Annotated in this window: 24 protein-coding genes; 13 read left to right on the top strand and 11 right to left on the bottom strand. The window is 65.6% G+C overall.

From position 1 onward, the window contains the following. The first annotated feature begins 3 nt into the window (after positions 1–3). The gene (locus VGT77_RS02780) at positions 4–1,266 is read left to right on the top strand and encodes a folylpolyglutamate synthase/dihydrofolate synthase family protein (RefSeq protein ID WP_327459345.1); all 1,263 of its coding nucleotides are present in this window, start codon (positions 4–6) and stop codon (positions 1,264–1,266) included. On the opposite strand, the gene VGT77_RS02775 is transcribed toward VGT77_RS02780, so the two are convergent. From VGT77_RS02775 to VGT77_RS02750, 6 genes are all read right to left on the bottom strand, one after another. After that, positions 1,260–2,162 carry an iron-containing redox enzyme family protein gene (locus VGT77_RS02775; RefSeq protein WP_327459343.1) on the bottom strand — a complete coding sequence of 301 codons (903 nt, stop codon included), beginning with the start codon at positions 2,160–2,162 and terminating at the stop codon, positions 1,260–1,262. The two genes, VGT77_RS02780 and VGT77_RS02775, sit on opposite strands and share 7 nt — an antisense overlap. Before the next feature lie 73 nt (positions 2,163–2,235). Next, positions 2,236–3,579 carry an AmpG family muropeptide MFS transporter gene (locus tag VGT77_RS02770; RefSeq protein ID WP_327459341.1) on the bottom strand — a complete coding sequence of 448 codons (1,344 nt, stop codon included), beginning with the start codon at positions 3,577–3,579 and terminating at the stop codon, positions 2,236–2,238. Between the two features lie 153 nt (positions 3,580–3,732). Next, complete coding sequence (locus VGT77_RS02765; RefSeq protein WP_327459339.1) at positions 3,733–5,412, bottom strand: putative bifunctional diguanylate cyclase/phosphodiesterase; 1,680 nt, start codon at positions 5,410–5,412, stop codon at positions 3,733–3,735. Positions 5,413–5,592: 180 nt separating this feature from the next. Further along, on the bottom strand, positions 5,593–6,123 hold the full coding sequence (locus VGT77_RS02760; RefSeq protein WP_327459337.1) for a Smr/MutS family protein: 531 nt from the start codon (positions 6,121–6,123) through the stop codon (positions 5,593–5,595). Next, a complete protein-coding gene (locus VGT77_RS02755) occupies positions 6,098–7,090 on the bottom strand; it encodes a murein transglycosylase A (protein WP_327459335.1) in 993 nt (330 codons plus the stop codon). Before VGT77_RS02755 ends, VGT77_RS02760 begins: the two co-directional genes overlap by 26 nt. Positions 7,091–7,341: 251 nt before the next feature. Beyond that, positions 7,342–7,995 carry a Tim44/TimA family putative adaptor protein gene (locus VGT77_RS02750; protein WP_327459333.1) on the bottom strand — a complete coding sequence of 218 codons (654 nt, stop codon included), beginning with the start codon at positions 7,993–7,995 and terminating at the stop codon, positions 7,342–7,344. Between the two features lie 173 nt (positions 7,996–8,168). Here VGT77_RS02750 and secB point away from each other — a divergent pair, with 173 nt between their 5' ends. The 4 genes from secB to VGT77_RS02730 all read left to right on the top strand — a co-directional run bounded on the left by secB (position 8,169) and on the right by VGT77_RS02730 (position 12,402). Beyond that, complete coding sequence (gene secB, locus VGT77_RS02745) at positions 8,169–8,675, top strand: protein-export chaperone SecB (RefSeq protein WP_327459331.1); 507 nt, start codon at positions 8,169–8,171, stop codon at positions 8,673–8,675. 32 nt (positions 8,676–8,707) lie between these two features. Beyond that, positions 8,708–10,264 carry a murein biosynthesis integral membrane protein MurJ gene (gene murJ, locus VGT77_RS02740; RefSeq protein ID WP_327459329.1) on the top strand — a complete coding sequence of 519 codons (1,557 nt, stop codon included), beginning with the start codon at positions 8,708–8,710 and terminating at the stop codon, positions 10,262–10,264. Then, complete coding sequence (gene trpS, locus VGT77_RS02735) at positions 10,264–11,271, top strand: tryptophan--tRNA ligase (protein ID WP_327459327.1); 1,008 nt, start codon at positions 10,264–10,266, stop codon at positions 11,269–11,271. The genes murJ and trpS overlap by 1 nt, the downstream gene beginning before the upstream one ends. A gap of 447 nt (positions 11,272–11,718) precedes the next feature. Beyond that, entirely contained in the window at positions 11,719–12,402 is a 684-nt protein-coding gene (locus VGT77_RS02730; RefSeq protein WP_327459326.1) for a DUF4136 domain-containing protein, read from the top strand. 82 nt (positions 12,403–12,484) lie between these two features. On the opposite strand, the gene VGT77_RS02725 is transcribed toward VGT77_RS02730, so the two are convergent. The 3 genes from VGT77_RS02725 to rpsT form a co-directional block, all read right to left on the bottom strand. Next, positions 12,485–12,997 carry a hypothetical protein gene (locus VGT77_RS02725; protein ID WP_327459324.1) on the bottom strand — a complete coding sequence of 171 codons (513 nt, stop codon included), beginning with the start codon at positions 12,995–12,997 and terminating at the stop codon, positions 12,485–12,487. Positions 12,998–13,692: 695 nt separating this feature from the next. Then, a complete protein-coding gene (gene dnaA, locus VGT77_RS02720) occupies positions 13,693–15,057 on the bottom strand; it encodes a chromosomal replication initiator protein DnaA (RefSeq protein WP_327459322.1) in 1,365 nt (454 codons plus the stop codon). 434 nt (positions 15,058–15,491) lie between these two features. Further along, on the bottom strand, positions 15,492–15,755 hold the full coding sequence (gene rpsT / locus VGT77_RS02715) for a 30S ribosomal protein S20 (RefSeq protein ID WP_327459320.1): 264 nt from the start codon (positions 15,753–15,755) through the stop codon (positions 15,492–15,494). 268 nt (positions 15,756–16,023) lie between these two features. On the opposite strand from rpsT, the gene rplU reads away from it, so the two are divergent. From rplU to VGT77_RS02700, 3 genes are all read left to right on the top strand, one after another. Next, the gene (gene rplU, locus VGT77_RS02710) at positions 16,024–16,395 is read left to right on the top strand and encodes a 50S ribosomal protein L21 (protein WP_327459601.1); all 372 of its coding nucleotides are present in this window, start codon (positions 16,024–16,026) and stop codon (positions 16,393–16,395) included. Positions 16,396–16,420: 25 nt separating this feature from the next. Further along, on the top strand, positions 16,421–16,693 hold the full coding sequence (gene rpmA / locus VGT77_RS02705) for a 50S ribosomal protein L27 (protein WP_327459318.1): 273 nt from the start codon (positions 16,421–16,423) through the stop codon (positions 16,691–16,693). Positions 16,694–16,859: 166 nt separating this feature from the next. Beyond that, complete coding sequence (locus VGT77_RS02700) at positions 16,860–17,417, top strand: GNAT family N-acetyltransferase (RefSeq protein WP_327459316.1); 558 nt, start codon at positions 16,860–16,862, stop codon at positions 17,415–17,417. 89 nt (positions 17,418–17,506) lie between these two features. Here VGT77_RS02700 and VGT77_RS02695 read toward each other — a convergent pair whose 3' ends face one another. Further along, positions 17,507–18,331, bottom strand: coding sequence for a metallophosphoesterase (locus VGT77_RS02695; protein ID WP_327459314.1), 825 nt, complete (start codon positions 18,329–18,331; stop codon positions 17,507–17,509). Positions 18,332–18,405: 74 nt separating this feature from the next. On the opposite strand from VGT77_RS02695, the gene galE reads away from it, so the two are divergent. The 5 genes from galE to VGT77_RS02670 all read left to right on the top strand — a co-directional run bounded on the left by galE (position 18,406) and on the right by VGT77_RS02670 (position 23,002). Further along, positions 18,406–19,416, top strand: a complete 1,011-nt coding sequence (gene galE, locus VGT77_RS02690; RefSeq protein WP_327459313.1) for a UDP-glucose 4-epimerase GalE — start codon at positions 18,406–18,408, stop codon at positions 19,414–19,416. Then, positions 19,413–20,918 (top strand): cytochrome ubiquinol oxidase subunit I, encoded by a 1,506-nt coding sequence (locus VGT77_RS02685; protein ID WP_327459311.1) that lies wholly within the window; start codon positions 19,413–19,415, stop codon positions 20,916–20,918. Before galE ends, VGT77_RS02685 begins: the two co-directional genes overlap by 4 nt. Positions 20,919–21,054: 136 nt before the next feature. Continuing rightward, the gene (gene cydB, locus VGT77_RS02680; RefSeq protein ID WP_327459309.1) at positions 21,055–22,062 is read left to right on the top strand and encodes a cytochrome d ubiquinol oxidase subunit II; all 1,008 of its coding nucleotides are present in this window, start codon (positions 21,055–21,057) and stop codon (positions 22,060–22,062) included. Beyond that, complete coding sequence (locus tag VGT77_RS02675; protein WP_327459600.1) at positions 22,019–22,162, top strand: DUF2474 domain-containing protein; 144 nt, start codon at positions 22,019–22,021, stop codon at positions 22,160–22,162. Before cydB ends, VGT77_RS02675 begins: the two co-directional genes overlap by 44 nt. Before the next feature lie 69 nt (positions 22,163–22,231). Next, the gene (locus VGT77_RS02670; RefSeq protein WP_327459308.1) at positions 22,232–23,002 is read left to right on the top strand and encodes a cyclase family protein; all 771 of its coding nucleotides are present in this window, start codon (positions 22,232–22,234) and stop codon (positions 23,000–23,002) included. On the opposite strand, the gene VGT77_RS02665 is transcribed toward VGT77_RS02670, so the two are convergent. Continuing rightward, positions 23,003–25,093, bottom strand: a complete 2,091-nt coding sequence (locus VGT77_RS02665) for an acetyl/propionyl/methylcrotonyl-CoA carboxylase subunit alpha (protein ID WP_327459306.1) — start codon at positions 25,091–25,093, stop codon at positions 23,003–23,005. It abuts the gene before it with no gap. Positions 25,094–25,150 lie beyond the last annotated feature (57 nt).

The raw sequence follows: 25,150 nt of genomic DNA, 5'->3' as shown, positions 1-25,150 counted from the left end.
CCAATGGACTTCGCCCGCTCGGCCGATCCTGCCGTGCAGCGGCAGCTGGAGCGGCTTGCCCGCCTTTCGCCCGGCCGGGACATATTGGGGCTCGAGCGGATCACGGCACTGCTGGGACGCGTCGGCAATCCGGAGCGAGAGCTGCCGCCTGTCTTCCATGTCGCAGGCACCAATGGAAAGGGCTCCACCTGCGCCTTCCTCCGCGCCGCGATCGAGGGGGCGGGGCTGACGGCGCATGTCTATACCAGCCCACACCTCGTCCGCTTCAACGAGCGGCTCCGTGTCGCCGGCCGGTTGATCGACGACGCGGCGCTCGCGGCAGTGCTGGAAGAGGTGCTCGATCACGCCGAGGGCCTGAACGCCAGCTTTTTCGAAGTTACGACGGCAGCAGCGTTCCTGGTTTTCAGCCGGGCGCCCGCCGATGCGTGCATCGTCGAAGTGGGCTTAGGCGGGAGGCTCGACGCGACGAACGTGATCCCGCGCCCCGCCTGCTGCGCCATCGCGGCGCTGGGCATCGACCACCAGAGCTTTCTCGGGAGCACACTGGGCGAAATCGCGGGCGAAAAGGCCGGCATTGCGCGAGCTGGAGTTCCGATCGTGACCCTTACCTATCCGGATGAGGCGGAGCGCAGCATCGAGGCCGCTGTGGCGAGTTCAGGTGCCGTGAGGCTGAAGAAAGGAGATCACTGGGTTCGGAATGGCCGGACCTACCGTGATCGCTTTGGCGAGCTCGAGCTGCCCGAACTGCATCTGCCGGGGGTGCATCAGCTGGACAATGCGGCTCTCGCCGTCGCGATGCTGAGGCACCAGAACGCGGTGCGAGCTCCCAATGCCGCGATCCTGCAGGGGATAGCCGACGCGCGCTGGCCCGCCCGCTTGCAGCGGCTGAAACCTGGGCCGCTGGTCGGAGATCGCGAAGCCTGGCTCGATGGCGGGCACAATCCGTCCGCGGCCGAGGCGCTGGCGGCGACCCTCGGCGAGCGCAAGCTGGACCTCGTCATCGGCATGCTCGCCAACAAGGATGCCGAGGCATTCCTGTCGATCCTCGCGCCGGTTCTGCGATCGGTGACCGCCGTTCCGATCGAGGGTCATGAGCACCATGGACCTGGAACGCTGGCTAACCTTGCCAAGCGTCTTGGTCTGCCTGCACGGACCTGTGCTGACATACCTTCGGCTCTTGCCGAGGGCAGCAGTCCCGTACTGATCGCCGGCTCCCTCTACCTCGCCGGACAGGTGCTGGAGCTGAACGGCGAACCGCCTCAGTAGATCTCGGCACCGTTCTCGAGCAGCTCAGAATAGCGTTCGAAGCAGCGTTCGGCGCAGCGCATGCGGATCAGTGCGCCTTCCGCGATGAAGCGAGCGCGGCGCGGGTCTTCCGCGACCAGCGGCATCAGCGCATTGGTGTTCCAGCCCTCGCTGTGCTTGATGTCGATCTTGGCGTGGAGATCGTAATAGAGCCTTTGGCGCTGGCCATAGCCAAGCCGCTTGAGACCCGCCGAGACATGCTCGCAGCGCCACGGCGCCGTGAGCTCAACCACGCCCAAAGCACCGACCGACAGCCAGGTGTAGCGGCGGGTGGTTGCCATCGCGGTCATCGCATTGGCGAGCGCCAGGCTTTCCCAGACCGTGGTGTCGATTTCGGGCTTGATCTGCATCGTCTCGACAAGCTCGGTCAGCAGCAGGCCGTGAATGCCGCGATATTGGCCGCGGCCCATTTCGTCCCAGTAATTCTCGGCCAATTCCAGCTTCGGACCGTGTGGCAGCTTAACCTGCGTCATGGCGACGAGATCGTCGAAACCCGCTTCGCCGGCCGCTTCCTGAGTCAGGAACCAGCGCATTTGGCCTTCGGTCGCGGTCTCGGCGAGCCAGGAGAAGAGCGGGTGGTTCTGCCCCGGCCCCTCGTCCTTCAGCGCCTCGAACCAGGCGATGAACGCGTCGGCCTCGTCCGGCACTTGGGCGAGATCGTCTGCGACCTCGGCGCGCAGTTCGTCGAGAAAGGCGCCTTCAAGGCGGAGCATCTGCATGTTCCGATCGAAGCCGCGACGCCAATCCTCGTCGGGAAAGCCCGGCGCGAGCCGTTCGCGGTTCCACTTGGCAAGGGTCCGCTGAAAGGCATTATTCAAGAACTGCGGCGTGTCGGCCGCATGGAGTTTTGTTGCCACTTTTGAGGGGCTCCGTGAGGGGCGGGTTTGTCCCCGTAGAACGGACTGGCAACGATTCGGGTTCCCGTGAGGATTAGTCGCTTTGATCTGGGTTAGCCGGTTCGCGCCCCGCACTGCCGACCGACGCATCGATCAGCCCGGCCCGCATCATCGCCCAGAAGAGCAGGATTCCGGGTAAAGCAGCGACGGTGGTCAGCAGGTAGAAATTCACGAAGCCCATCTGCTCGACCAGAGCGCCCGCGGTAGTGCCGGTGAGGAACCGTCCGACGATGCTGGCGGCGGCCGAGATGAGGGCGTATTGGGCGGCGGTGAAGCGCAGGTCGGTCAGAGCCGAGAAATAGGCGACGACGGTCACGCCGCCGATCCCGCTTGCGAAATTCTCGAAGCCGATCGCGCCGGCTAGGCCGAGGTTCGTCTTGCCAGCTGCCGCGAGCAGCGCGAAGCTGAAGTTGGACACGGCCATCAGCATCAGGCTGATCAGCACCGAGCGCTTCATGCCGAGGCGGGCGTACATGATACCGCCGACGAAGATGCCGATCAGGTAGGCCCAGAAGCCGATGCCGACGTCCCACAGGGCGATCTCGTCATTGGTGTAGGTGAGCTCGTCAAGCAGCAGGCGGAGCGTCAGCTGGCCGAGCGTGTCGCCGATCTTGTGCAGCAGGATGAAGAGCAGCACCAGCATCGCTCCGCGCCGCGTCAGGAACTCGACGAACGGGCGCCACACCGCCTCGACGGCACGACCGAAGCCAGCCCGCTGCTTGGGTTCACGGCGCCGGGCCGGCTCGCCCATCAGCAGGGCTGTGATCATGGCCGGCAGCGCGAGCGCGGCACAGGCGAGATAGGCGGCTTCCCAGCCGGCGCGGGCCGCCACGACCAAGGCGAGCGCCCCCGCCCCCGCCGAGCCGATGCGCCAGCCATATTGATTCATGCCGGACCCAACGCCCAGCTGACGCGGCTCCAGGATCTCGATCCGGTATGCGTCGATGACGATGTCGTAGCTGGCACCGGCAATGCCGACCAGAATGGCCGCGGTCGCCACGCTGCCGATATCGGCACCTGGGTCGACCATGGCGAGATTGGCCACGGCCGCCATCACGAGCACGCCCATGACCAGCATCCAGGACACGCGCTGCCCCAGCCGGCCGAGCAGCGGCAGCTTCACGCCATCGACGATCCATGCCCACAGAAACTTGAAGTTGTAGGCGAGGAAGACGAGGGTGAAGGCAGTGACCGTCTTCTTGTCGATGCCGTCCTGCGCCAATCGCGTGGTCAGCGTCGCGCCGATCATCGCGTAAGGAAAGCCCGACGAGATGCCGAGGAAAAAGGCGGCAAGCGGCGCCTTTTCGACATAGGGGCGAATAGCGGCGAGCAGGCCGGGCCGGGGTTCCGGGGCGCCCTTAACGGCGGTGTCGGTCATGCCGGCTGTCCAATCCGCACGTTCCGCACAATCCGCACAATCCGCACATTCTGCACGTGCAATCTGTGAATCTCGGGATGTGGAGCGATCGCCAGAGCCTTGTTCATGCCGTCATGCTGGCACAGCGGCGGGCCTGTAGGACAGAGGAAATCTTCAGGCGCGGCGAAGCTGGTCCTGGCGTTCGCTCAGCCAGGCGTGAAAATCGGCCTCGGCCATCGGCCCGGCAATAGCGGGTCCCTGGATGTGATCGCAGCCGGCGACTTCGAGAATGGCGCGCTGGGCACGGCTTTCAACGCCATCCGCCGCGACATGGTAGCCGAGGCCGTGGACCAGCGCGATCACCGACTGGACGATGGTGCGCGCCTGTTCCGACGAAGCTAGGTCGGTGATCAGCGAGCCAGCGATCTTGACGCGATCGACTGGCATTTCCTGCAGCCGCGACAGGCTGGAATAGCCGCTGCCGAACTCATCGATGACGACGGTCGCGCCCTGTTCGCGCAGCCGCGCTATGCCTGCCAGCGCCATGTCGTCGCAGCGCATCGCAATCGATTCGCTAATCTCCAGCTCAAGCAGGTCGGCCGAGGCCCGATGACGGGCAAGCGCGTGCCGCACCTGCGCGAAAAAGTCGGGCCGCGCCATTTGCCGGGCGCTGACATTGGCGGCAATGCGAGTGGTCAGGCCGAGCCGCTCCCAGCGGCCGAGCGCGGCGGCGATCGCCTCCACAGCCCAATAGCCGATTTCGTGCACCAGACCGGTCTTCTCGGCGTGCGGCAGGAATCGGTCGGGCGCCAGCAGGCCGAGCGCGGGATGCCGCCAGCGCAGCACCGCCTCGGCTCCGACTACCCGACCGGTGGCGAGGCAGAGCTGGGGCTGGAAGAAGAAGGCGAATTGATCGCCTTCGACCGCTTCGCGCAGTTCGGTTTCCAGCCGCATATTGTCGGCAAGTCTGGCGGCGAGGCTGGGCGTGAAGAGCTGGACGCGAGCGCGGCCATTGGCCTTCGCATGATACATCGCGATATCGGCGGCGCGCATCAGATCGTGCAGCGAATGACCCTGGTCCGGCCGGATGGCGACGCCGATCGACGCGCCGACTTCCACTTCGCTGCCGAGCAGCTCATAGGGTTCGCTGAGCGTGTCGAGCAGCGCGTCGCCTATCCGTTCGGCCTCGTCGGCAGAGGCGAGCCCGGAGGCAAGCATGGTGAACTCGTCGCCCGCCAGCCGTCCGATCAGCGGCGGCGACTGGAAGGTGAGACGCCCCTCCCTGCTTTCCACGAGGGAGCGAAGGCGGTCGGCGACCTTGATGAGGAGCTGGTCGCCCTGGGCATGGCCGAAGGTGTCGTTGACCGACTTGAATTTGTCGAGATCGATGAAGAAGAGCGCCGCCACCTCGTTCGGTTCCAGCGCTTCCAGCAGCTCGCCCGCCTCGCGGCGAAAATGGGTGCGGTTCGGCAGCTGGGTGACCGGATCGAACATCGCCAGCGTATGGACCCGGTCGAGATTGCTCCGCACCTGGGTCAACAACCCGTCCAGTGAGGAGGCGAGTTCGGGCAAGACAGTCGAGACGCGCGACGGGGTCGGGGAGGTCAGATCGCCCTCGGCAGCCTGAGCGAGCCGTGCGATCGAATCGTCCACTGCTTCGGCATAGCCGGCAATGGCGCGTTCGGCCGACGCCCAGCTCATCACGGCACAAACGATCGCGATGATGACGGAGCGGGTGAGATCGCCGCTCTCGATGCCGCTTTGCGCGGTCGCGAACAATGCAAGGATGAAGGCGACGGCGCCGCTGCAAAAGGCGAACGCGATCGCCCTGCTTTTCAGCGTCAATCTCTCCATCGCTCTGGCGCCGCGTCCTCGAACTGCGAAAGCGCGGACTATGGCGGAGAAGGAGTTAAGAAGTGGCTAGGAGCAGCGCTCGGCCCAGGCGATCTAGAACTGTGTTCCCCGGCACAGGCCGGGGTCCATCGCTGGCGTTCGCGGCGACGACTCCTGGGCCCCGGCCTGCGCCGGGGAACGCTATTTCCGCGCGCGCTTGAGGATGATGTAGAGCGCGCCCGATCCGCCATGGCGCGGGTGTGCGCCGCGGACAGCGGCAATCTCGTCGGCGTGGCGGGAGGCGGCGAGCCAGTCGCCGACGGCAGCCCGGATCGCGCCGCGGCCTGAGCCGGGCTCGCGCGGCTTGCCAGTGACGAGGAGCAGGACACGCGCGCCCTGGGCTATGGCGCGATCGAGGCCCGCATCGAGCGCGCGATAGGCGCTGTCGAGCGTGTGGCCGTGCAGGTCTACGGCGATGTCCGGCTGGACCGTGCCGCGAGTGAGCTTGCGGTCCCAGCTGCCGTCCAGGGTGTTGGCTTTGCTGTTCCCCGGCGAAGGCCGGGGTCCATTCTGTGGCTTGGCGGCGATCTGGGCCCCGGCCTTCGCCGGGGAGCTTGGAAGGGCGGGAGTTAGTGAGGGCTCTGCCGCCCCCCTCCCCGCCAGCGGCTCGACGGTTGCGATGACGCGAGCCCAGAGGCTCGCTTCTTCAGCGCTGAGCCGGCGCCCCTGCACTGGTGCCCTCCCGGGCGATGCGGTCGAGCGTGCCGAGCGGCAGCAGCAGCCAGGCCTTGCCGCGGCTGAGCAGGCCGCCCGCGATCCGAGCGGCCTCTTCGCCGGGGCCCCAGAAGGTGTCGAAGCGGTTCGGGCCCTTGATCGCGCCGCCAGTGTCCTGTGCGATCCAGAGACCGTCGGCGACTGCATGTTCGACGTCGATGAAGACCGGGGCGCCCAGCGGCACGAAGCGGGGGTCGGCGGCGACGCTGCCTTGCGGCGTGACCGGCAGGCCCATGGCGCCGAGCGGGCCGGGGCCGGTCAGTTCGCGGAAAAAGACGTAAGAGCGGTTTTCGTTCATCAGCGCGCGCCCGGCTTCCGGGTTGGCGCGGAGCCAGGCGACCATGCCCTGCATGCTCGTCTGCCCCGCTCCGAGCAGCCCACGCTGCCGCATCAGCGAGCCGATGCCGGTATAAGGATGGCCGTTCTGCCCGGCATAGCCGATCCGGACGATACTGCCGTCGGCGAAACGCAGCCGGCCAGAGCCTTGGATCTGCAGGAAGAAGAGGTCGATCGGATCGGCCCAGGCAATCTCCAGTCCCTGTCCGTTCAGTGCCCCCGCCTCGATCTCGGCACGATCATAATAGGGGATGTATTGGCCATCGACGATGCGGCCGCGCTGCTTCTGGAGCGGACAGGCGGCGGGGTTGGGTTGCTGCGTCGCCGGGTCGACGGCGGGCGGGCAGACCGGCACTTGCTGCTCGACCAGCTCCGGCGGCATGCGCAGCACCGGGACGAGCCCCGGCTGGGGTTCGCGAGAGGCGGCAATCTCCGGCTCATAATAGCCGGTCACCATCGCGGCGCCATCGCCGACCTGCGCCGTCTCGAAGGCCGAGGTGAAGAAGCTCCGCGCGTCGGCCTCAACGCGCGCTCGTTCGCAGGCAGCGCGCCAATCGGCAGCGATGCCGGAATTGTCCGTCCGGCGCATGAGGCTGGGGCAGCTGATACGAAAGGCCGTGAGCGCCCGCTGCGCCCCCTCCGCAGATATCGGAAGGGAGGCGATCGCCGGACCGGCACGCAGGCCGAGGCTGCGCGCGTTAGCCGGCGCGGGTGTTGAAGTGGGCGTCGGTGCAGGGGTGGGCAATGTCATGGGCGCCGGGGGTCGCGCGACCGGCGGACTCGGCTTGGGAACGCAGGCGCCGAGCAGCAGCGCCAGCGCCAATACCCCCCGGTTGCGGATCACGCCGCCTCGTCGGTTTCGACCAGCAGCCAGTTGGGATCGGACTCGCGCAGGTTGCGCATGAAGGTCCAGCTGTCGTTCGTCGTCACCGCGTCTTCGAGCGTGCCGGCGACGACATTGCCATCCGCGTCGCGCGTGACGGCGGCGATATCGGCGGTGAAGTGGACGGTGACCAGCGCCGTCCGGTTCTCCAGACGGGCCGAGACGATCTTCGCGTTCTCGATCGAGATCAGCCGGTTCTCAAGCGTGTGGCCCGCTTCCTTGCGCTCAGCGATTGCGGCAGCGAACGCCTCCTTCACCTCGGGCGCCACCAGCCAGGACAGCTCTTCCTCGTCGCCGCGCCAGAATGCTTCCAGGATCATCCGATAGGCGGACTTGGCGCCGTCGATGAAACGGGCGACGTCGAAGGACGGGTCGGCGGAAAGGATCGCGCGCATGCCTTGAGCTGCGTCCGGATCGATGACGCTGTCGGCGGGATTTACAGGCTCGACGGCCTGGTCCGCCTGGGTGCGCGGTGCGAGGATGGGGGCCAGCCGCTCTTCGGCCGGCTTGGGCGGCAGCGCCTGTTCATGGCCGCTCCGCTTGCCGAGCACCATGTAGAGCCGCAGCGCGAGAAACGCGGCGACCATAGCGAGCAAAACGATGCCGACCACCAAACCTCCGAACAGAACAACCGTGGCAACATAGGCGCGCGGCGCGCTCGTTTCAAATGCTTGGGGAACGGGTTCCGATCCGCCCCCCAAAGCATTGCCCGCCTGCCGCCTTGCTGCTAACCGCCCGCACCGAAGGGCAGAGCCCCTGACGGTCTTCAGAAAGGTTCGAATATATGGTTGAGGAAACAGGCACGCTTGGCGACGAGCAGTTCGCGAACGGCGCCGACAACATGCCGCAGGTCGGCATCATCTCCCAATATGTGAAGGACCTGTCGTTCGAGAACCCGAACTCGCCGGCCGTCTACCAATGGCAGGTGCAGCCGCAGATCGACGTGCAGTTCAACATCAGCTCGAACAAGGCGGCGGACGACGTTTATGAAGTGGTGCTGAAGGTCGATGTGCGCGCCCATGGCGATCAGGGCGTCGCCTTCGCGGTCGAGCTTGCCTATGCTGGGCTGTTCGGCATCCGCAACGTGCCGGAAGAGCAGATTCAGCCTTTCTGCTATGCCGAAGCGCCGCGCCTGATCTTCCCCTTCGCCCGCCGCGTGCTGGCCGATGCGGTGCGCGACGGCGGCTTCCCGCCGCTGATGCTGGAGCCGATCGACTTTGCCGGACTCTACATGCAGCAGGCGCAGCAGGCGGCGCAGCTCGGCGAAGGTCAGCCGGCGGGTCAGGCCTGAGCCGGCATCCTCGCCGGGCGAGGACCTGACCGATGAGGCTGATACAAGCGACGGGAACGATCGGCGGCCTGACGCTCGTCAGCCGCATCTTCGGCTTTGCGCGCGAGATGATCTTCGCGCGAGTAATGGGCGCGGGGATGGCGGCGGACGTCTTCATCCTCGCCTTCACCATCCCGAACCTGTTCCGCCGGCTGTTCGGCGAAGGCGCCTTTTCGTCGGGCTTCGTGCCCTTGTTCAGCCAGTATCTGAACAAGGAGAACGGCCAGGAAGACGCGCGCGTGTTCGCCGAGGAGGTACTGTCGGTGTTCATGCCGATCCTCCTGCTGATCACCGCGGTGTTCATGGTCTTCATGCCCGGCTTTGTCTGGCTGCTGGCGGCGGGCTGGCGGGACGATCCGGAAAAATTCCAGCTTGCTGTCCACCTATCGCGCGTGACCTTCCCTTATTTGCTGCTGATCAGCCTGGTGTCGCTTTTCTCCGGCGTGCTGAATTCGCTGACGCGGTTCGTGGCGGCCGCGTTCGCGCCGACCTTGCTCAACTTCGCGTTGATCGCCGCATTACTCCTGCATCATGAGGGCGGGCCGGAGACGGCGGAAGCGACCGCCTGGGCGGTGGTCGTCGGCGGCGTGCTGCAGCTGGCGCTCTGCTGGTGGGCGACGCACCGGGCGGGCATGAAGATCCGCCTTCGGCTCCCCAAAATGACGCCGCGCGTGAAGGAGCTGCTGATCCTGATCCTCCCCGCAACGGTGGGCGGCGGCATCTATTATCTGAGCCAGTTCTTCTACGCTTATTTCGCAACCAGCCTGCCCGAAGGGTCGCTCGTCTATCTAGGCTTCGCCGACCGTCTGAACCAGCTTCCGCTTGCGATCATCGGATCGGCGCTGGGAACGGCGATTCTGCCGGCGGTGAGCCGCGCGGTGGACCGCGGCGACGCCCGCGACGCGGCGCGCATCCAGAGCCAGGCAGTCGAGCTGTCGATGCTGCTGACTTTGCCGGCCACGATCGCGCTGGCCGTCGCAGCGGGGCCGATGACGGCGGCGCTGTTCCAGGGCGGACGCTTCACGGCGGAGGACGCAGCGACGACGGCGCTGGTGCTGTCGATCATCGTCGCCGGCCTGCCCGCTTATGTGCTGATCAAGGTGCTCACTCCCGGTTTCTACGCCCGCAAGGACGTGAAGACTCCGGTCTGGATCGCGGTCGCGATGCTGGTGCTGGGCGTGGCGCTGAACTTTGCGCTGATCCCGTTCCTCGGCATTGCCGCGCTGGCGACGACGACGGCGCTGACCGCCTGGTTCAACATGCTGGCGCTCTACGTGATCCTGGCGCGGCGCGGGCATTTCCAGGTGCAAGGCTGGCTGTGGGGGCGGATCGTCCGCCAGCTCTTCGCCGGTCTGCTGATGGCCGCAGCGATCTGGGGCGTCAGCCATCTGTTCCAAGGCTGGTTCGACGGCTCGACCGGCAAGCGGCTGCTCGCAGTCGCCGCGATTACCGGAACCGGCGCCCTCGTTTACTTCTCCGTCGCTTGGGTGATCGGCGCCATGAACCGCGAGGACATTCTCGTCCTGCTCAGAAAGAAGAAGTCTGCCTGATGCGCATCGTCTCCGGCATCCAGCCGACCGGCAACCTCCATCTCGGCAACTATCTCGGCGCGATCCGCAACTGGGTGAGGATGCAGGACGAGAATGCGGCCAAGGGCGGCGACACGCTGTTCTTCCTGGCCGACCTGCACGCGATCACCGTCTACAACAAGCCGGAGGAGCTGACCGCCAACACGCGCGAAATGGCGGCGGCCCTGCTGGCAGCGGGTGTCGATCCGGCGAAAGCGATCCTGTTCAACCAGGCGCGGGTGCCGGCGCATGCCGAATTGGCCTGGCTGCTCTTCTGCACGGCGCGGATCGGCTGGCTCAACCGCATGACGCAGTTCAAGGAGAAGTCAGGCAAGAACCGCGAAGGCGCGAGCATCGGACTCTACGCCTATCCGGTGCTGCAGGCGGCCGACGTGCTGCTCTACGGCACCACGCACGTGCCGGTCGGCGAAGACCAGAAACAGCATCTTGAACTCGCCCGCGACATCGCGACCAAGTTCAACACCGATTACGAGGTGGAACTCTTCACCCTGCCCGAGCCGATCATCCCGCCCGCCGCTGCGCGGATCATGTCCTTGCGCGACGGCACGGCCAAGATGTCCAAGTCCGATCCGTCCGACATGTCCAGGATCAACCTGGCCGATGACGACGACACCATCGCTCAGAAAATCCGCAAGGCGAAGACCGACCCCGAACCCCTGCCCGCCTTGACTGATGAGCTGGACGGCCGCCCGGAGGCGCGGAACCTGGTCGCGATTCACGCGGCGCTTGGCGATGAGAGCATCGAGCAGGTGCTGGGGCAATATGCCGGCCAGGGCTTCGGCGCATTCAAGCCGGCGCTCACCGAGCGGCTGGTCGAGACCCTGCGCCCGATCCGCGATCGTTTCATGGCGCTGAGAAGCGACGCGGCGGCTCTGGACAAGGTGCTGGACGACGGCGCTGCCCGCGCCCGCACGCTCGCCCAGCCCCGGCTCGACGGCGCTTATCGTGCACTGGGGCTCTGCCGTTAGCTCGGATGGTAGTTGCTGAACCCTCGTCTACGTTAAAGATGAAAGGATGAGCGCCAACTCGATCTTGTCAGGTGAGGGCCCACGGGATTTGGCAGACACCACGACCGCTGACCTTGATCAGCTTCCGCGCTGGCCAGGGCCAAAGAGGTCGACGGACGAAATCAGCCGGTTGAGCGATGAGGCGGTGCAAAGGGGCATTGACGATCAAGAGGCGAGTGCGCGCGACCGATAAGAACGTCATCGTCCGGCTGATCGCGAGAGATAATGAGGCAGCCGAAGCTATCGCACGCAAACTGTTGAAAGAGCCGTTCCTTAAGCGGTTTGCGAGCAGCGCCATGGATGTAGAGACATCAGGCCAGGCGACGAGTTGACGCTTGGGAGCGTTCAACCGATGTTCAGCTGGTCTAGGTCATTCAGATTAAGTAAAAAATGCGAGGGGTTTCGCACATGTTGTCTAAAAAGATCCTCGCGGCTGCCGCGGCGCCGCTGGCGCTCGCCGCGCTGAGCGGCTGCTCCCAGACGTTCGACGCCCGGGTGAACCGCTTTTCGATGCTGCCGCCCGCGCCGCAGGGCGAGACCTTCACCATCCAGCCGGTCGATCCGAAGCTGGAGGGGAGCATCGAGTTTCGCTCCTATGCCGGGTTGGTCGCCCAGGAACTGCAGCGCTTCGGCTATCGCCCTGCGAGCGATGCACGGTCGGCCAATTTGGTGGTCAGCCTCGACTATTTCGTCGACAATGGCCGCGAGCGCGTGACGACGACGCCCGGCTTCACCGGCTGGGGCTGGGGCGGCTATTGGGGTCACCCCTATGGCGGCTGGGGCTGGGGCCGCGGCGGCTGGGCGCGCGGCGGCTGGGGCCGTTGGGGCTTCTACGATCCTTTCTGGGGCCCGGACTGGGGCGCCGACGTGCGCAGCTACACCGTTTATGACAGCCAGCTGCGGATGGAGATCAACCGCACCAATGGCGGCGAGCGCGTGTTCGAAGGCACCGCACGGGCGACTTCGCGGTCCGACGACCTGCCCTGGCTGGTGCCGAATCTGGTGCAGGCGATGTTCTCGGGCTTCCCGGGGAACTCCGGACAGACGGTGAAAGTAAGCATTCCGCTGCCGAGCCGGCGGGCCGGGTCTTAGGGCTTGGGCTTAGCCCCTCTCTCTTGGGGGGGCGTATCGTAGCTGTCAGGTTCACCCGAGCCGGGCTCGGGTGACCTCTCCATCAAGGGTGTCCGCAATGGGTGGATTGCGGACATGCCGGGTTACCTAGGACGAGGTAGAGGATCGTTGCTACCGCTAAGAGGAACGCCAAGCAGCCCCACGCCGGTATGCGACTACCGAAGCGGTCGCCGTATGGATCGTGCTCCTGCCAAAAACTGCTCTCGATCTTCCAAACATCCTCGACGAGCGCCTCAAGTGAGACATGAACGTCTGCTTCGCGGATGATCCGCCTGTGCAGATACTGGACGAGTAGTGTCCTTAGTTCGTCAGGTTTCTCGGTCTCACCAGTAGGTTCAATCACAACCTGCCGACCACGGGTGCCCACGCGATAGGGCTTACCAGTCGGCCCATATGCAGCCGGGTAGACGCCGTCTTGCACATCCACCGCTTCAAGATACTGCTGAGCAGCCGCGACTGACGGGAATACCAGCAATGGCTCGTCCGCGACGACGAACAGCGCCGTATCTGGCACTTCGTCAGAGCGATAGTCGAACTCGTTGTTTCGGGTGCTCACTTGGCGACTGTTCCACCCGCAACAGGCGTCTGCAATAGGTCGTCAGCGGAGATGCCGACTGACCCTGCTGCTGATGCCGTCATGAGTGGATACCGGCCATAGCAGCGCTAGCAAGGTCAGATGCTGCGCCTCATCGCTGAGCAATACCCCGTGCTTGCCGGTATTGTACTTTGCCTTGTTCTGACTTTTTGGCCACCGCCTAAACGGGCCCAGGAGGAAAGACACAGGCAAGCGCGATTGGCGGAACTAGAGGCCGGGGGCGAGGAGCGGTTTTTCGAGGAACGCCGTGCTTTACATACCTATGGGCCCAGTAGCGCAGGCCCATTCCGATACTCGGGCCTGCTTCTGCGGCTCCTAAGTGCGACCATCGCATTTTTCAGTGTCCGCTGAGGAGCGCTTGTCGACATCCAACTGCTGCCATGTCGATGGACAACACAGGCATGGCATTAGAGGTTCACTCATCCACGGCTGCGACGTCCGGATCTGGTGACCTGCCGTGGCTAGTGCCGAATCTGGTGCAGGCGATGTTCTCGGGCTTCCCGGGGAACTCCGGACAGACGGTGAAAGTGAGCATTCCACTGCCGAGCCGGCGGTAGGGTCGTACACCCCTCGTCATTGCGAGCGTAGCCAAGCAATCCAGTTCGGGGCTTGATGCCAGGTGGATTGCTTCGTCGCTACGCTCCTCGCAATGACGATTACGCTTCCAGCTGGCGGATCAGGGTGCGGACGTCGGCGTCGAGGTCGGCGTCTTCGCCGCGGAGGCGCTCGATCTGCTTGACCGCGTGGATGACGGTCGTGTGGTCGCGGCCACCAAAGCGCCGGCCGATTTCCGGCAGCGAGCGGGGCGTCAGCCGCTTCGCCAGATACATGGCGATCTGGCGCGGCCGGGCCACGGCGCGGGCGCGGCGGGCGGAGACCATCTCCGCCTGACGCATGCCATAATGGGCCGACACGGCGCGCTGGATCTCATCGATGGTGATGCGGCGAGTCGATGCGTTCAGCATCTCGCCCAGCACTTCCTGCGCGAACGCAAGGTCGATCGCCCGGTCGTTGAGCAGCGCATAGGCCGTCAACCGATTGAGCGCTCCTTCCAATTCCCGGACGCTGGTCTGGATGCGAGCCGCGAGAAGCTCGGCGACGGCCTCCGGCATCTGGACATCGGCCATGGTGGCGAGCTTGGCCTTCACGATCTTCAGCCGGAGGGCAAAGGTCGCGGGCTTGATGTCGACGACCAGGCCGCTCGCCAGCCGTGACAGGATGCGGCTTTCCACGCCGTCGAGCGCCTGCGGCGCGCGGTCGGCGCTGATGACGACCTTCTTGCCGGCGCCGGTCAGCTCATTGAGCGTGTGAAGGAACTCTTCCTGCGTCGATCCCTTGCCCGAGATGAACTGGACATCGTCGATCATCAGCAGGTCGGCGGAACGCAGCCGGCTCTTGAAGGTGAGCGTGTCTTTGTCGCGCATTGCCGAGACGAACTCGACCATGAAGCGCTCGGCCGACATGAACAGGATGGTCGCGGAGGGCACGCGCGCGCGGTATGCGGCGCCGATCGCGTTCATCAGGTGGGTCTTGCCCTGCCCGGTCGCCGAATGGATGAACAGGGGCGAGAAGCGCAGCTCGCCATTGGCGAGCGCCTTGGCGGCGTTGAAGGCCACGCGGTTTTCGTCGCCAGCCACGAACCGCTCGAAGGTCTGGCGCGTATCGAAGCCCGGCGCCGGCGGCGCTGTCGGCGCGACCTCGGCCTCGTCGGCCGTGTAGACGCGGGTCACAATGTCGTTCGGCGCGACGTCGATGCGGACTTCGCGAACCATCGGCAGCGCGGCTCGCCAGGCGAGCAGCAGCCGGTCGGCATAATGCGCGCGGACCCAATTGGCGTGGAACTCGGTCGGCAGCGTCAGGCGCACCACATCGCCCTTGTCGCTCATGCCGGCCAGCATGATCGGCTTCAACCAATGGTCGAACAGCCGCGCACCGCAGTCACGCTTCAGGCCCTCCCGGATAGCCGCCCAGGCGCCGGAGACCTGTTCGCCCCGATCCATATGTTTCTCGCGCACCAGCATTGGACCCAATTGCCCCTCCCCTATGCCTGTTCCAGCCCCCCGGCCGTCCGGCAGTTTCCTGGAGACAAGCCTCTCCCGTCGCTGAAACGCGGGGTTCCAGCGCCTTCTGACCGTCTCTCAAAACTAGGTCCCGGAAGCTCTGATTCGAGTGCCGGGAAGTGAGTTGTAGGGCTCGATTCGTGAGTCGATCAAGCGATGCTTTGTCGCATTTCGGAAATAATCCAGGTTGACTCGGGAATCCGCCATTTTCCAGGAAAGCAGCTGAAAACTGGCTGATTTCCGTAGAGTTTCACCTCTTGTTCCAACAGGCGCCATGAACGAATCAAGGAAAGACCGTCACTTGGCCGTAACGCAAGCGTCACAAAGCAAAGGGCCCGCCGGCACTGTTGCCGACGAGCCCTTTTCCGAACCTTGAAAGCGTCTGGTTCGCGCGCTCAGGCGAGCGCCGAAACCCGCTTGGTCAGCCGCGAGAATTTGCGCGAGGCGGTGTTCTTGTGAAGCACGCCCTTGGCGACGCCGCGCGCCAGTTCCGGCTGCACGGCGGCAATGGCGGCGCTGGCCGCAGCCTTGTCACCCGCGTCGATCGCCGCTTCGACCTTCTTCACGAAAGTGCGGATGCGGCTGATGCGCGCGTGATTGATGTCCGCGCGGCGATTGTTGCGACGGATGCGCTTCTTGGCTTGCGGCGTATTCGCCATTGATGGTCCTCTGGGGTTCGGCTTGAATGTGAGAGGGGCGCGACAGATGCCGCGCCCCGGAAGCACGGGCCCATAGCGACAGGGGCGAGTCGGGTCAACCGCTTCGCCATGGCGGAAACGCGTCGACAACGCTCTACTATATGGGGGTTATCGGCAGCGCGGCAGTCGCGGTTTCGGTTGACAAGGCGGGCAGGCTCACTTAGCTGCGCCACTTCCCGTGCGGAAGGGTTTCCGCGCGGCGTTCAGCTTTGATGGATTGATGAGGGCCATGTTCGCAGTCGTGCGCACGGGCGGCAAGCAGTATCGCGTTGCCGCAGGAGACAAGATCGTTGTCGAGAAGCTCGACGGTGAAGCCGGGTCGCAGGTGACCCTGGGCGATGTCCTGCTCGCGGGCGAAGGCGGCGAGCTGAAGGCGACCGCCGGCCTGACCGTCGCCGCCGAGATCGTCGCGCAGGCGAAGGGCGAAAAGGTTATCGTCTTCAAGAAGCGCCGCCGCCACAATTACCGCCGCCGCAATGGCCACCGCCAGCAGCACACGATCCTCAAGATCCTGTCGATCGGCGGCGAGCAGCCCAAGGCAAAGAAGACCAAGGCCAAGGCGGAGACCGCCGAAGCCGCTCCGGCCGAAGCGGCCGCGTAAGACAGGTTCGTAGGAGTAGTTAGTCATGGCGCATAAGAAAGCAGGCGGCTCCTCGCGCAACGGCCGCGATTCCGCTGGCCGCCGCCTCGGCGTGAAGAAGTTTGGCGGCGAGCAGGTGCTTGCCGGCAACATCATCGTGCGTCAGCGCGGCACCAAGACCTATCCGGGCCGCAATGTCGGCCTTGGCAAGGATCACACCCTCTTTGCGACCGCAGAGGGCCGCGTGCGATTCCACGAGGGCAAGCTCGGCCGCAAATACGTATCGGTCGACGCTATTATGGCCGAAGCGGCCGAGTAACGGGCGAACGTGAAAACGGGTCGCCACTGGGGCGACCCGAATATCTGCCAAGGCAGGTGACGAGGGAGACGGGTAGCCCCGGTCTCCCTTTTGTTTTTCTCCCTCTCCATTGTCGCCGCGCCGTCATCGAAGGTCGGCAAGGCGCGCTCAAACAAGGAGAGCGAGGATGTTCGTGCGTACCGACAGGCTGTTGTTGAGGCCCGGCTGGATCGAGGATGCGGCCGCCGTGCAGCGCGCCATCTCGAGCGATCCGGCGATCGCTCGCAACACCGCGCGCATCCCCTGGCCCTATACGATGACGGACGCCGAGGCTTATCTGCGGCTTCAGCAAGAGGCGGAGACGCATTGGAGTCTGCTCGTCTTTGCGCGCACCTCCGCCGCGCCGCGGCTGGTCGGCGGCGTCGGCATCCACCCGGACGAGGATGGGCACGAGATCGGCTATTGGATCGCGCGGCCCTATTGGGGACTGGGCTTTGCCACGGAGGCGGCGGACGCGCTGCTCCGCGCCGGGCGAGAGTCGCTGAAGCTGGGGCCTATCCATTCCGGGCATTTCGTCGACAATCCCGCCTCGGGCCGCGTGCTGCGCAAGCTCGGCTTCCGGCCGACCGGACGCATGGTCAAGCGGCACAGCGTCGCGCGTGGCGGCGAGGTCGACTGCCTGCTCTACGCCGCGGCTGCGGAAGCGGAGTGCGAGCCGGGGATGCGCTGCCTGGAGGCGGCGTAACTCTCATCCGTTCGCTTCGAGCGAAGTCGAGAAGCGGAGCGTGGCGTCACACGCGTTTCTCGACTTCGCTCGAAACGAACGGACAAAAGTCAGGCAGTGGCCCCCACCGGCGCCACCGGCTCGCCGGGCTTGGGCGGCTCGGCATTGGGGGGCACGTCGTCGATCAGCATGTCGGGAGTCGGCACCTGTTCGCCGAAGGTGCGGACCTTCACGCGCACCCCGCCCCCCTCGATGGTCAGCTCGTTGAAGCTGCACGGCGTCGAGCGGATGCGCTTCGACAGGGTGCCGGCGCCGATCATCCGCACGGGGCCGTTCGGCGTCTCGTGAACCAGGTCGAACGGGTCATGGACATGACCGCTGAGCACGGCCGTCACCTGCGCCTTTGCCAGCGCCGCCAGTGCCCGCTCCCCGCCCTTGGTCATGGCCTTGCCGCGCCGCACCTCGACCAGCGGATGGTGCGCGGTGACCAGCACGACCTTGCGGTCGGGGATCGCGTCGATGCATTTGAGGCTGCGGGCGAGCGCGCGCGGGCCGACCCAGCCGCGCGACCAGTTGAAGCGCCATTGCGCCCGCGCGGTCGTCCGCAGCGGCACGATCGAGACGCCGGGCAGCGCCAGCTCGCGCTCGACCATCCGCTCGATCCGCTGGATGCGGCGATAGGGCATGAAGAAGCGCTCGAGCAGGTTGAAGTAAGGCAGGTCGTGATTGCCGACCTCGACGGTCACCGGTGCGTCCAGCGTCAGGATCCAGTCGCACGCGGCCTGAAACTCGCGGGTGCGGGCCCGCATCGTCAGGTCGCCGGTCAGCAGCACGGCATCCGGCCGCTCCACAGCAATACGCTCGCGGACCCAATCGAGGGCCGCACGGTCCTCGCAGCCAAAATGCGGGTCGCTGATATGGAAAAGTCGTGTCATCGAGGCCCCTAACGCTGGAACCCCCATTGGGTCGCAGTCTTTTACCGGTCAACAGGCCGAACTAAGGGGACTTCATGACCAAGCTTACCGTGTTGGTGACCGGCGGTGCCGGTTACATCGGCAGCCATGCCGTGCTCGCCTTGCTGGACGCCGGCTATCCGGTCGTGGTGATCGACAATCTGGTGACGGGTTTCCGCTGGGCGGTGGATGAGCGCGCCCAGTTCGTCGAGGGCTCGATCGACGACGAGGCGCTGGTGCGCGACACGCTCTCCCGGCACCAGGTCGGCGCGATCATGCACTTCGCGGGCTCGATCATCGTGCCGGAATCGGTCGAGAAGCCGCTCAAATATTACAGGAACAACACCGCCGCATCGCGCTCGCTGATCGAGAGCGCGGTCGAGTGCGGGGTCAGGCATTTCATCTTTTCCTCGACAGCCGCGACCTATGGCATGCCCGAGACGGTGCCGATCACCGAAGATACGCCCACCCGTCCGATCAATCCGTATGGCGAGTCCAAGCTGATGACGGAGAAGATGCTGCGCGACGTGAGCGCGGCGCATCCGCTCAATTTTTGCGCGCTCCGCTATTTCAACGTGGCGGGCGCCGACCCGCAGGGGCGCACCGGCCAGTCGACGGCGGGCGCCACCCACCTGATCAAGGTCGCGGTCGAAGCGGCGACGGGCAAGCGTTCCCACGTCTCCGTCTATGGCACCGACTACGCCACCCCCGACGGCACGGGCATTCGCGACTATATCCATGTCAGTGACCTGGCGGCGGCGCATCTCCACGCCCTGGAAGCGTTGATTGCAGAGCCGAAACGGAGCTACACGCTCAACTGCGGTTATGGCCGAGGCTTTTCGGTGCTCGAGGTATTGGACGCGGTGGACCGGGTCACCAACATGACGATCGAGCGGCGCATGGAAGCGCGCCGCGCGGGCGATCCGCCCGAGCTCGTCGCCGACAACAGCGCGATCCTCGCCGCCCTGCCATGGCGGCCGGAGCGCGACAACCTCGACACGATCATCCAGGATGCGCTGGCTTGGGAGCGCAAGCTCGCCGAACGGCGGGAGGTAGAGGCGGCGTGACCGATGGCGAACTGGCGTTGCTCCTGGCACGCGTCCAGTTCGCCTTTACCGTCTCCTTCCATTTTATTTTCCCGGCCTTCTCGATCGGCCTCGCCTCCTACCTGATGGTGCTGGAGGGGCTGTGGCTGAAGACGGGCAAGGCCGTCTATTTCGACCTGTTCAAATATTGGCTGAAGATCTTCGCCATCGCCTTTGCGATGGGCGTCGTCTCCGGCATCGTCATGTCCTATCAGTTCGGCACCAACTGGTCGGTCTTCTCCGACAAGGCGGGTCCGGTGATCGGACCGCCAATGCAGTACGAGGTGCTGACCGCCTTCTTCCTGGAGGCGGGATTCCTGGGCGTGATGCTGTTCGGCATGGAGCGGGTCGGCAGGGGCATGCACTTCGTCGCAACCTGCATGGTGGCGCTGGGGACGGCGATCTCCGCCTTCTGGATCCTGTCAGTGAACAGCTGGATGCAGACGCCGGTGGGCTTTTCGGTCGGGCCGACGGGTCAGCTACTGCCAACGGGAAGCTGGTGGGAGATCATCTTCAACCCCAGCTTCCCCTATCGCTTCGCCCACACGGTGACGGCGGCGTATCTGACAACGGCGCTGGTGGTCGGAGCGGTCGGCGCCTTTCACCTACTGAGGGAGCGGCACGGCAAAGGCGCGCCGTCGGTCGGCTCTGACGCGCCGCCGCCCGCCACGGCGAGTCCTCATTCTGCTCCGCATAGTCAGTCCGCTCGCACCATGTTCTCCATGGCCATGTGGATGCTGACCCTGGTCGCTCCGCTGCAGATCGTCTTGGGCGACCTGCACGGCCTGAACACGCTCGAGCATCAGCCTGCCAAGGTGATGGCGATGGAGGGGCATTTCGACAGCCACCCGGACGGCGCGCCGCTGATCCTGTTCGGACTGCCGAACCAGGCGGAGAAACGCGTCGACTATGCTGTGGCGATCCCCAAGGCCTCGTCGCTGATCCTGAAGCACGATGCCGATGCGCCGCTGGCCGGCCTCGACACCATCCCCGATGATCGCGAGCCGCCGGTGGCGATCGTCTTTTGGTCGTTCCGCATAATGGTGGGGCTCGGTTTCCTGATGGCGGCTCTCGGCCTGGCAAGCCTCGTCGCCCGCTTGACGAAACGCCTCTATGACTGGCGTCTGCTGCATCGCTGGGCAGTGCTGATGGGCCCGGCAGGCTTCGTCGCCGTGATCGCCGGCTGGGTGACGACCGAAGTCGGCCGCCAGCCCTTCACCGTCTACGGCGTGCTGCGGACCGCGGACTCGGTCGCGCCACTCGCCGCGCCGGCTGTGGCGAGCTCGCTGATCGCCTTCGTGATCGTCTATTTCGCCGTGTTCGGCATCGGCACCTGGTATATCCTGAAGCTAATGGGCCACGCACCGCAGCCGCACGACCCCGGCTTGGCCGACGCCCCGATCCGCACCGCCGGCATCACGCCGGCAAGCCAGGTCGACCGGCGCATCGATCCGCGTCCCGATGTGGCGGAGGGGGCGCGGTGATGGCTTCGGTCATTAATGCTCGGTTCGGCCTGAGCTTGTCGAAGGCCTCCCTTCTTCTTCGGGGTGCAAGCCGCAAAAAGGGAGGGCTTCGACAGGCTCAGCCCGAACCGGTTCTGGGTGTCAGGTGGGCATTGCCATGACGCCCGATCCCACCATCACCGTGATCTTCGCCTTCGTGATCGCGTTTGCCATCGCGATGTACGTCGTGATGGACGGGTTCGATCTCGGCATCGGCATCCTCTTCCCGAGCTTCCAGGTCGGCAAGGAGCGGGACGCGGCGATGAACGCGATCGCGCCTGTCTGGGACGGGAACGAGACCTGGCTGGTGCTGGGCGGCGGCGGGCTGCTGGCCGCTTTCCCACTCGCCTATGCGATCATCCTGCCGGCGCTTTACGCCCCTTTGATCGCGATGCTGCTCGGACTCGTGTTCCGCGGCGTCGCTTTCGAGTTTCGCTGGCGCGACCCGGCGCACCGCGCCTTCTGGGATTGGGCCTTCTTTGCCGGCTCCCTCACCGCAACTCTGGCGCAAGGCATTGCACTCGGCGCGCTGCTGCAAGGGATTGCGGTCGAGGGCCGCGCCTATGGCGGCGGCTGGTGGGACTGGCTGAGCCCCTTCTCGCTGCTGACCGGCGCCAGCCTGGTCGCGGGCTATGCGCTGCTCGGCGCCTGTTGGCTGATGTGGAAGACCGAAGGCCGCATTCATGACGATGCCCGGCGCTGGGCCAGGCCGCTCGCCATTGCCACTCTGGTCGCGATCGGCGCGGTGAGCACGGCGACGCCGTTCCTGGAGGGCGAATATTGGCGCCGTTGGTTTGCTTGGCCCGGCGTGCTGGCGACCGCGCAAGTGCCGCTGCTGGTGGCGATCACGGCCTTTCTCCTCTTCCGCGCGCTGGCGAAAGGGCACGAGCGCAGCCCCTTTTTCTACACGCTTGCGCTGTTCGGACTATCGCTGCTCGGTCTCGGCATCTCGATCTTTCCGGAGATCGTGCCGGGCGCGGTGACGATCTGGGAGGCAGCCGCCCCCGCCAAGAGCCAGATCTTCATGCTGGTCGGAGCGGCGGTGCTGATCCCGATCATCCTCGCCTACACAGCCTGGAGCTATTGGGTGTTCCGCGGCAAGGTCGCCGAGGCCGGCTATCACTAGGCTCTGGCTGAAGCGGATCGGCTGGTTCCTGGCGCTGTGGGCGGCGGGCGTGCTGGCGGTCGGCTCGGTGGCTTACCTTCTCCGCCTCTGGATCACCTAACCCCGCTCGCTTCGAGCGCAGTCGAGAAGCGTATCTCGACTTCGCTCGATACGAACGGAATAAGGGTGCATGCCCCGCTTCATCGATCTGTCCATCCCGATCACCAACGATGTGGTCTCCGACCCCGAGGTGATGCGGCCCAGCGTCACCTATATGACGCATGAAAGCACCTGGCCGCAGATCGCGCATTTCTTCCCGGGCCTGACCCGAGAGGACCTGCCGGACGGCGAAGGCTGGGCGGTGGAGCAAGTGACGCTGTCCACGCACAACGGCACGCATATGGATGCACCCTGGCACTTCCATTCGACGACGGACGCGGGCGCCTCCCCTGCCCCCTCGATCGACGAAGCGCCGCTGGACCTGTTCCTGCGCCCGGGCGTGAAGCTCGACTTCTCCGACCGCCCGCATGGCCATGTTGTGCGCGCCGCCGAAGTGGAGGCAGAGCTGGCGCGGATCGGCCATGAGCTCCAGCCGCTCGACATCGTGCTGGTCCAATCGGGTGCAGTCTATGGCACCGAGAACTTTACCGACCAGGGCTGCGGCATGGGCGCGGAAGCGACGCTTTACCTGACAGAACGCGGCGTGCAGGTGGTCGGGACCGATGCCTGGAGCTGGGACGCGCCGTTCAGCCACACCGCCAGGCGCTGGGCCGAGGCCCGCGATCCCTCAGTCATCTGGGAAGGCCATAAGGCCGGCCGCATTCGGCCCTATTACCAGATCGAGAAGCTGACCAACCTGGAGGCGCTTCCCGCCGCGGGGTTCACGCTCAGCTGCTTCCCGGTGAAGATCGCCCGGGCAAGCGCCGGCTGGATCAGGGCAGTGGCGATCCTCGACGCTTAGCTATTCCAGCTCCAGGATCACCGCGTCGACCTGCAGGCTGTCGCCGGGCTTCGCCTCGACCCGCTTCACCACGCCTGCCTTTTCGGCACGGAGAATGTTCTCCATCTTCATCGCCTCTACCGTGGCGAGCGGCTGGCCAGCTTCGACCTTGTCGCCCTCGCCGACGTTCAGCGACACCAGCAACCCCGGCATCGGGCAGAGCAGGAATTTGGAGAGGTCCGGCGGCACCTTCTCGATCATGTGCCGGGTGAGCGCGGCAATATGGGGTGGCAGTACCTGGACGAGATGCGCGGCGCCGCGGGTGGTGAGCTTCCACTGCAGGCCCTTTCGCTCGATCCGCAGGGCGACGGGCTCGCCGTCGACATTGCCTTCGAACAGGGCCTGGCCCGGCGTCCAGTCGCCCGAGAGTGACAGGCTGCGGTCGCCATCGATGGTGGCGATCAGGCCGTCCTCATCCTCGTCGAACGAGAGGTGCAGGTCGCGGCCCGCGATCCGCACGACGCGTTCGGCGGCCACGCCTTCCGAGCCGTTGAGCTGACCGCTGATCTCGGCGGCGCGGGCATCGGTTTCGAGACCGATCATCGCGGCGACGGCGGCGAGCTGGTCGAGCAGCTGGTCCGACGCGGGCGCGCCGTGAAAGCCATCCGGATACTCCTCGGCGATGAAGCCCGTGGTGAGCGCGCCGGAGCGGAAGCGCGGGTGCTGCATCAGCGCGGACAGGAAATCGACATTGTGGCTGAGGCCGTCGATCTCGAACCGGTCGAGCGCCTCGATCTGCTTGTCGATCGCCGCCTCGCGCGTGGGCGCCCAAGTGATCAGTTTGGCGATCATCGGGTCGTAGAAGCGGGAGACTTCGCCGCCTTCGAGCACGCCGTCGTCGACGCGGATGTATGGAGAAGAGGTCCCGTTCGTTTCGAGCGAAGTCGAGAAACGCGCATCCACCTTCTCCGAACCCCGCTTCTCGACTTCGCTCGAAGCGAACGGAGTTTGGGTAGCCGGGGGTCGATACCGCACCAGCCGCCCCGTGCTCGGCAAAAACCCGCGATACGGGTCCTCGGCATAGACCCGGTTCTCGACCGACCAGCCGTTCAGCCGCACATCGGCCTGGGTGAAGCCGAGCGGCTCGCCCGCGGCGACGCGGATCATCTGCTCCACCAGATCGAGGCCGGTGATCGCCTCGGTCACCGGGTGCTCCACCTGCAGCCGGGTGTTCATTTCGAGGAAGTAGAAGCTCTTGCCGGTCGGGTCGGCGCCGGAGACGATCAGCTCCACCGTGCCGGCGCTGAAATAGCCGACCGCCCGCGCCAGCGCCACCGCCTGCTCGCCCATCGCGCGGCGCATCTCGGGCGTGACGAAGGGCGACGGTGCTTCCTCCACCACCTTCTGGTGGCGGCGCTGGATCGAGCATTCGCGCTCGTTCAGATAGACGATGTTGCCGTGCTGGTCGCCGAGCAGCTGGATCTCGATGTGGCGCGGGCTTTCGATGAACTTCTCGATGAACACGCGGTCGTCGCCGAAGCTGGCGAGCCCTTCGCGCTTGGTCGCCTCGAAGCCTTCGCGCACATCCTGTTCGGACCAGGCGAGCCGCATGCCCTTGCCGCCGCCGCCGGCCGAGGCCTTCATCATCACCGGATAACCGATGTCGGATGCGATCCGCACCGCCTCGTCCGTGTCGGCGATGTCGCCCAGATAACCGGGCACGACATTCACGCCCGCGGCCTTGGCGAGCTTCTTCGACTCGATCTTGTCGCCCATCGCCGCGATCGCGTTCGGCGGCGGGCCGATGAAGGCGATGCCGTTGTCGGACAGCAGCTGGCAAAAACTGGTCTGCTCCGACAGGAAGCCATAGCCCGGATGCACCGCCTCCGCCCCCGTCGACTTGCACGCAGCGAGGATCGCATCGGCCAGCAGATAGCTTTCGGCGGCCGGCGGCGGCCCCAGCCGCACCGCCTCGTCCGCCATCATCACATGCGGGCTGCGCGCATCGGCGTCGGAATAAACCGCGACCGTCGCGATCCCCATCTTCTTGGCAGTCCGGATCACCCGGCACGCAATCTCGCCGCGATTGGCGATCAGGATTTTCTTGAACATCCTTTTGTCTCTCCCCTGACCGTCATGCCGGACCCGTCCTGCATCCCGCTTCCTCCG

The sequence above is a fragment of the Sphingomonas sp. genome (assembly GCF_035944535.1).
GTDB lineage: Bacteria > Pseudomonadota > Alphaproteobacteria > Sphingomonadales > Sphingomonadaceae > Sphingomonas_B.
The sequence above is the reverse complement of the archived record's forward strand: the minus strand, read 5'-3'. Positions and strand labels throughout refer to the sequence as shown.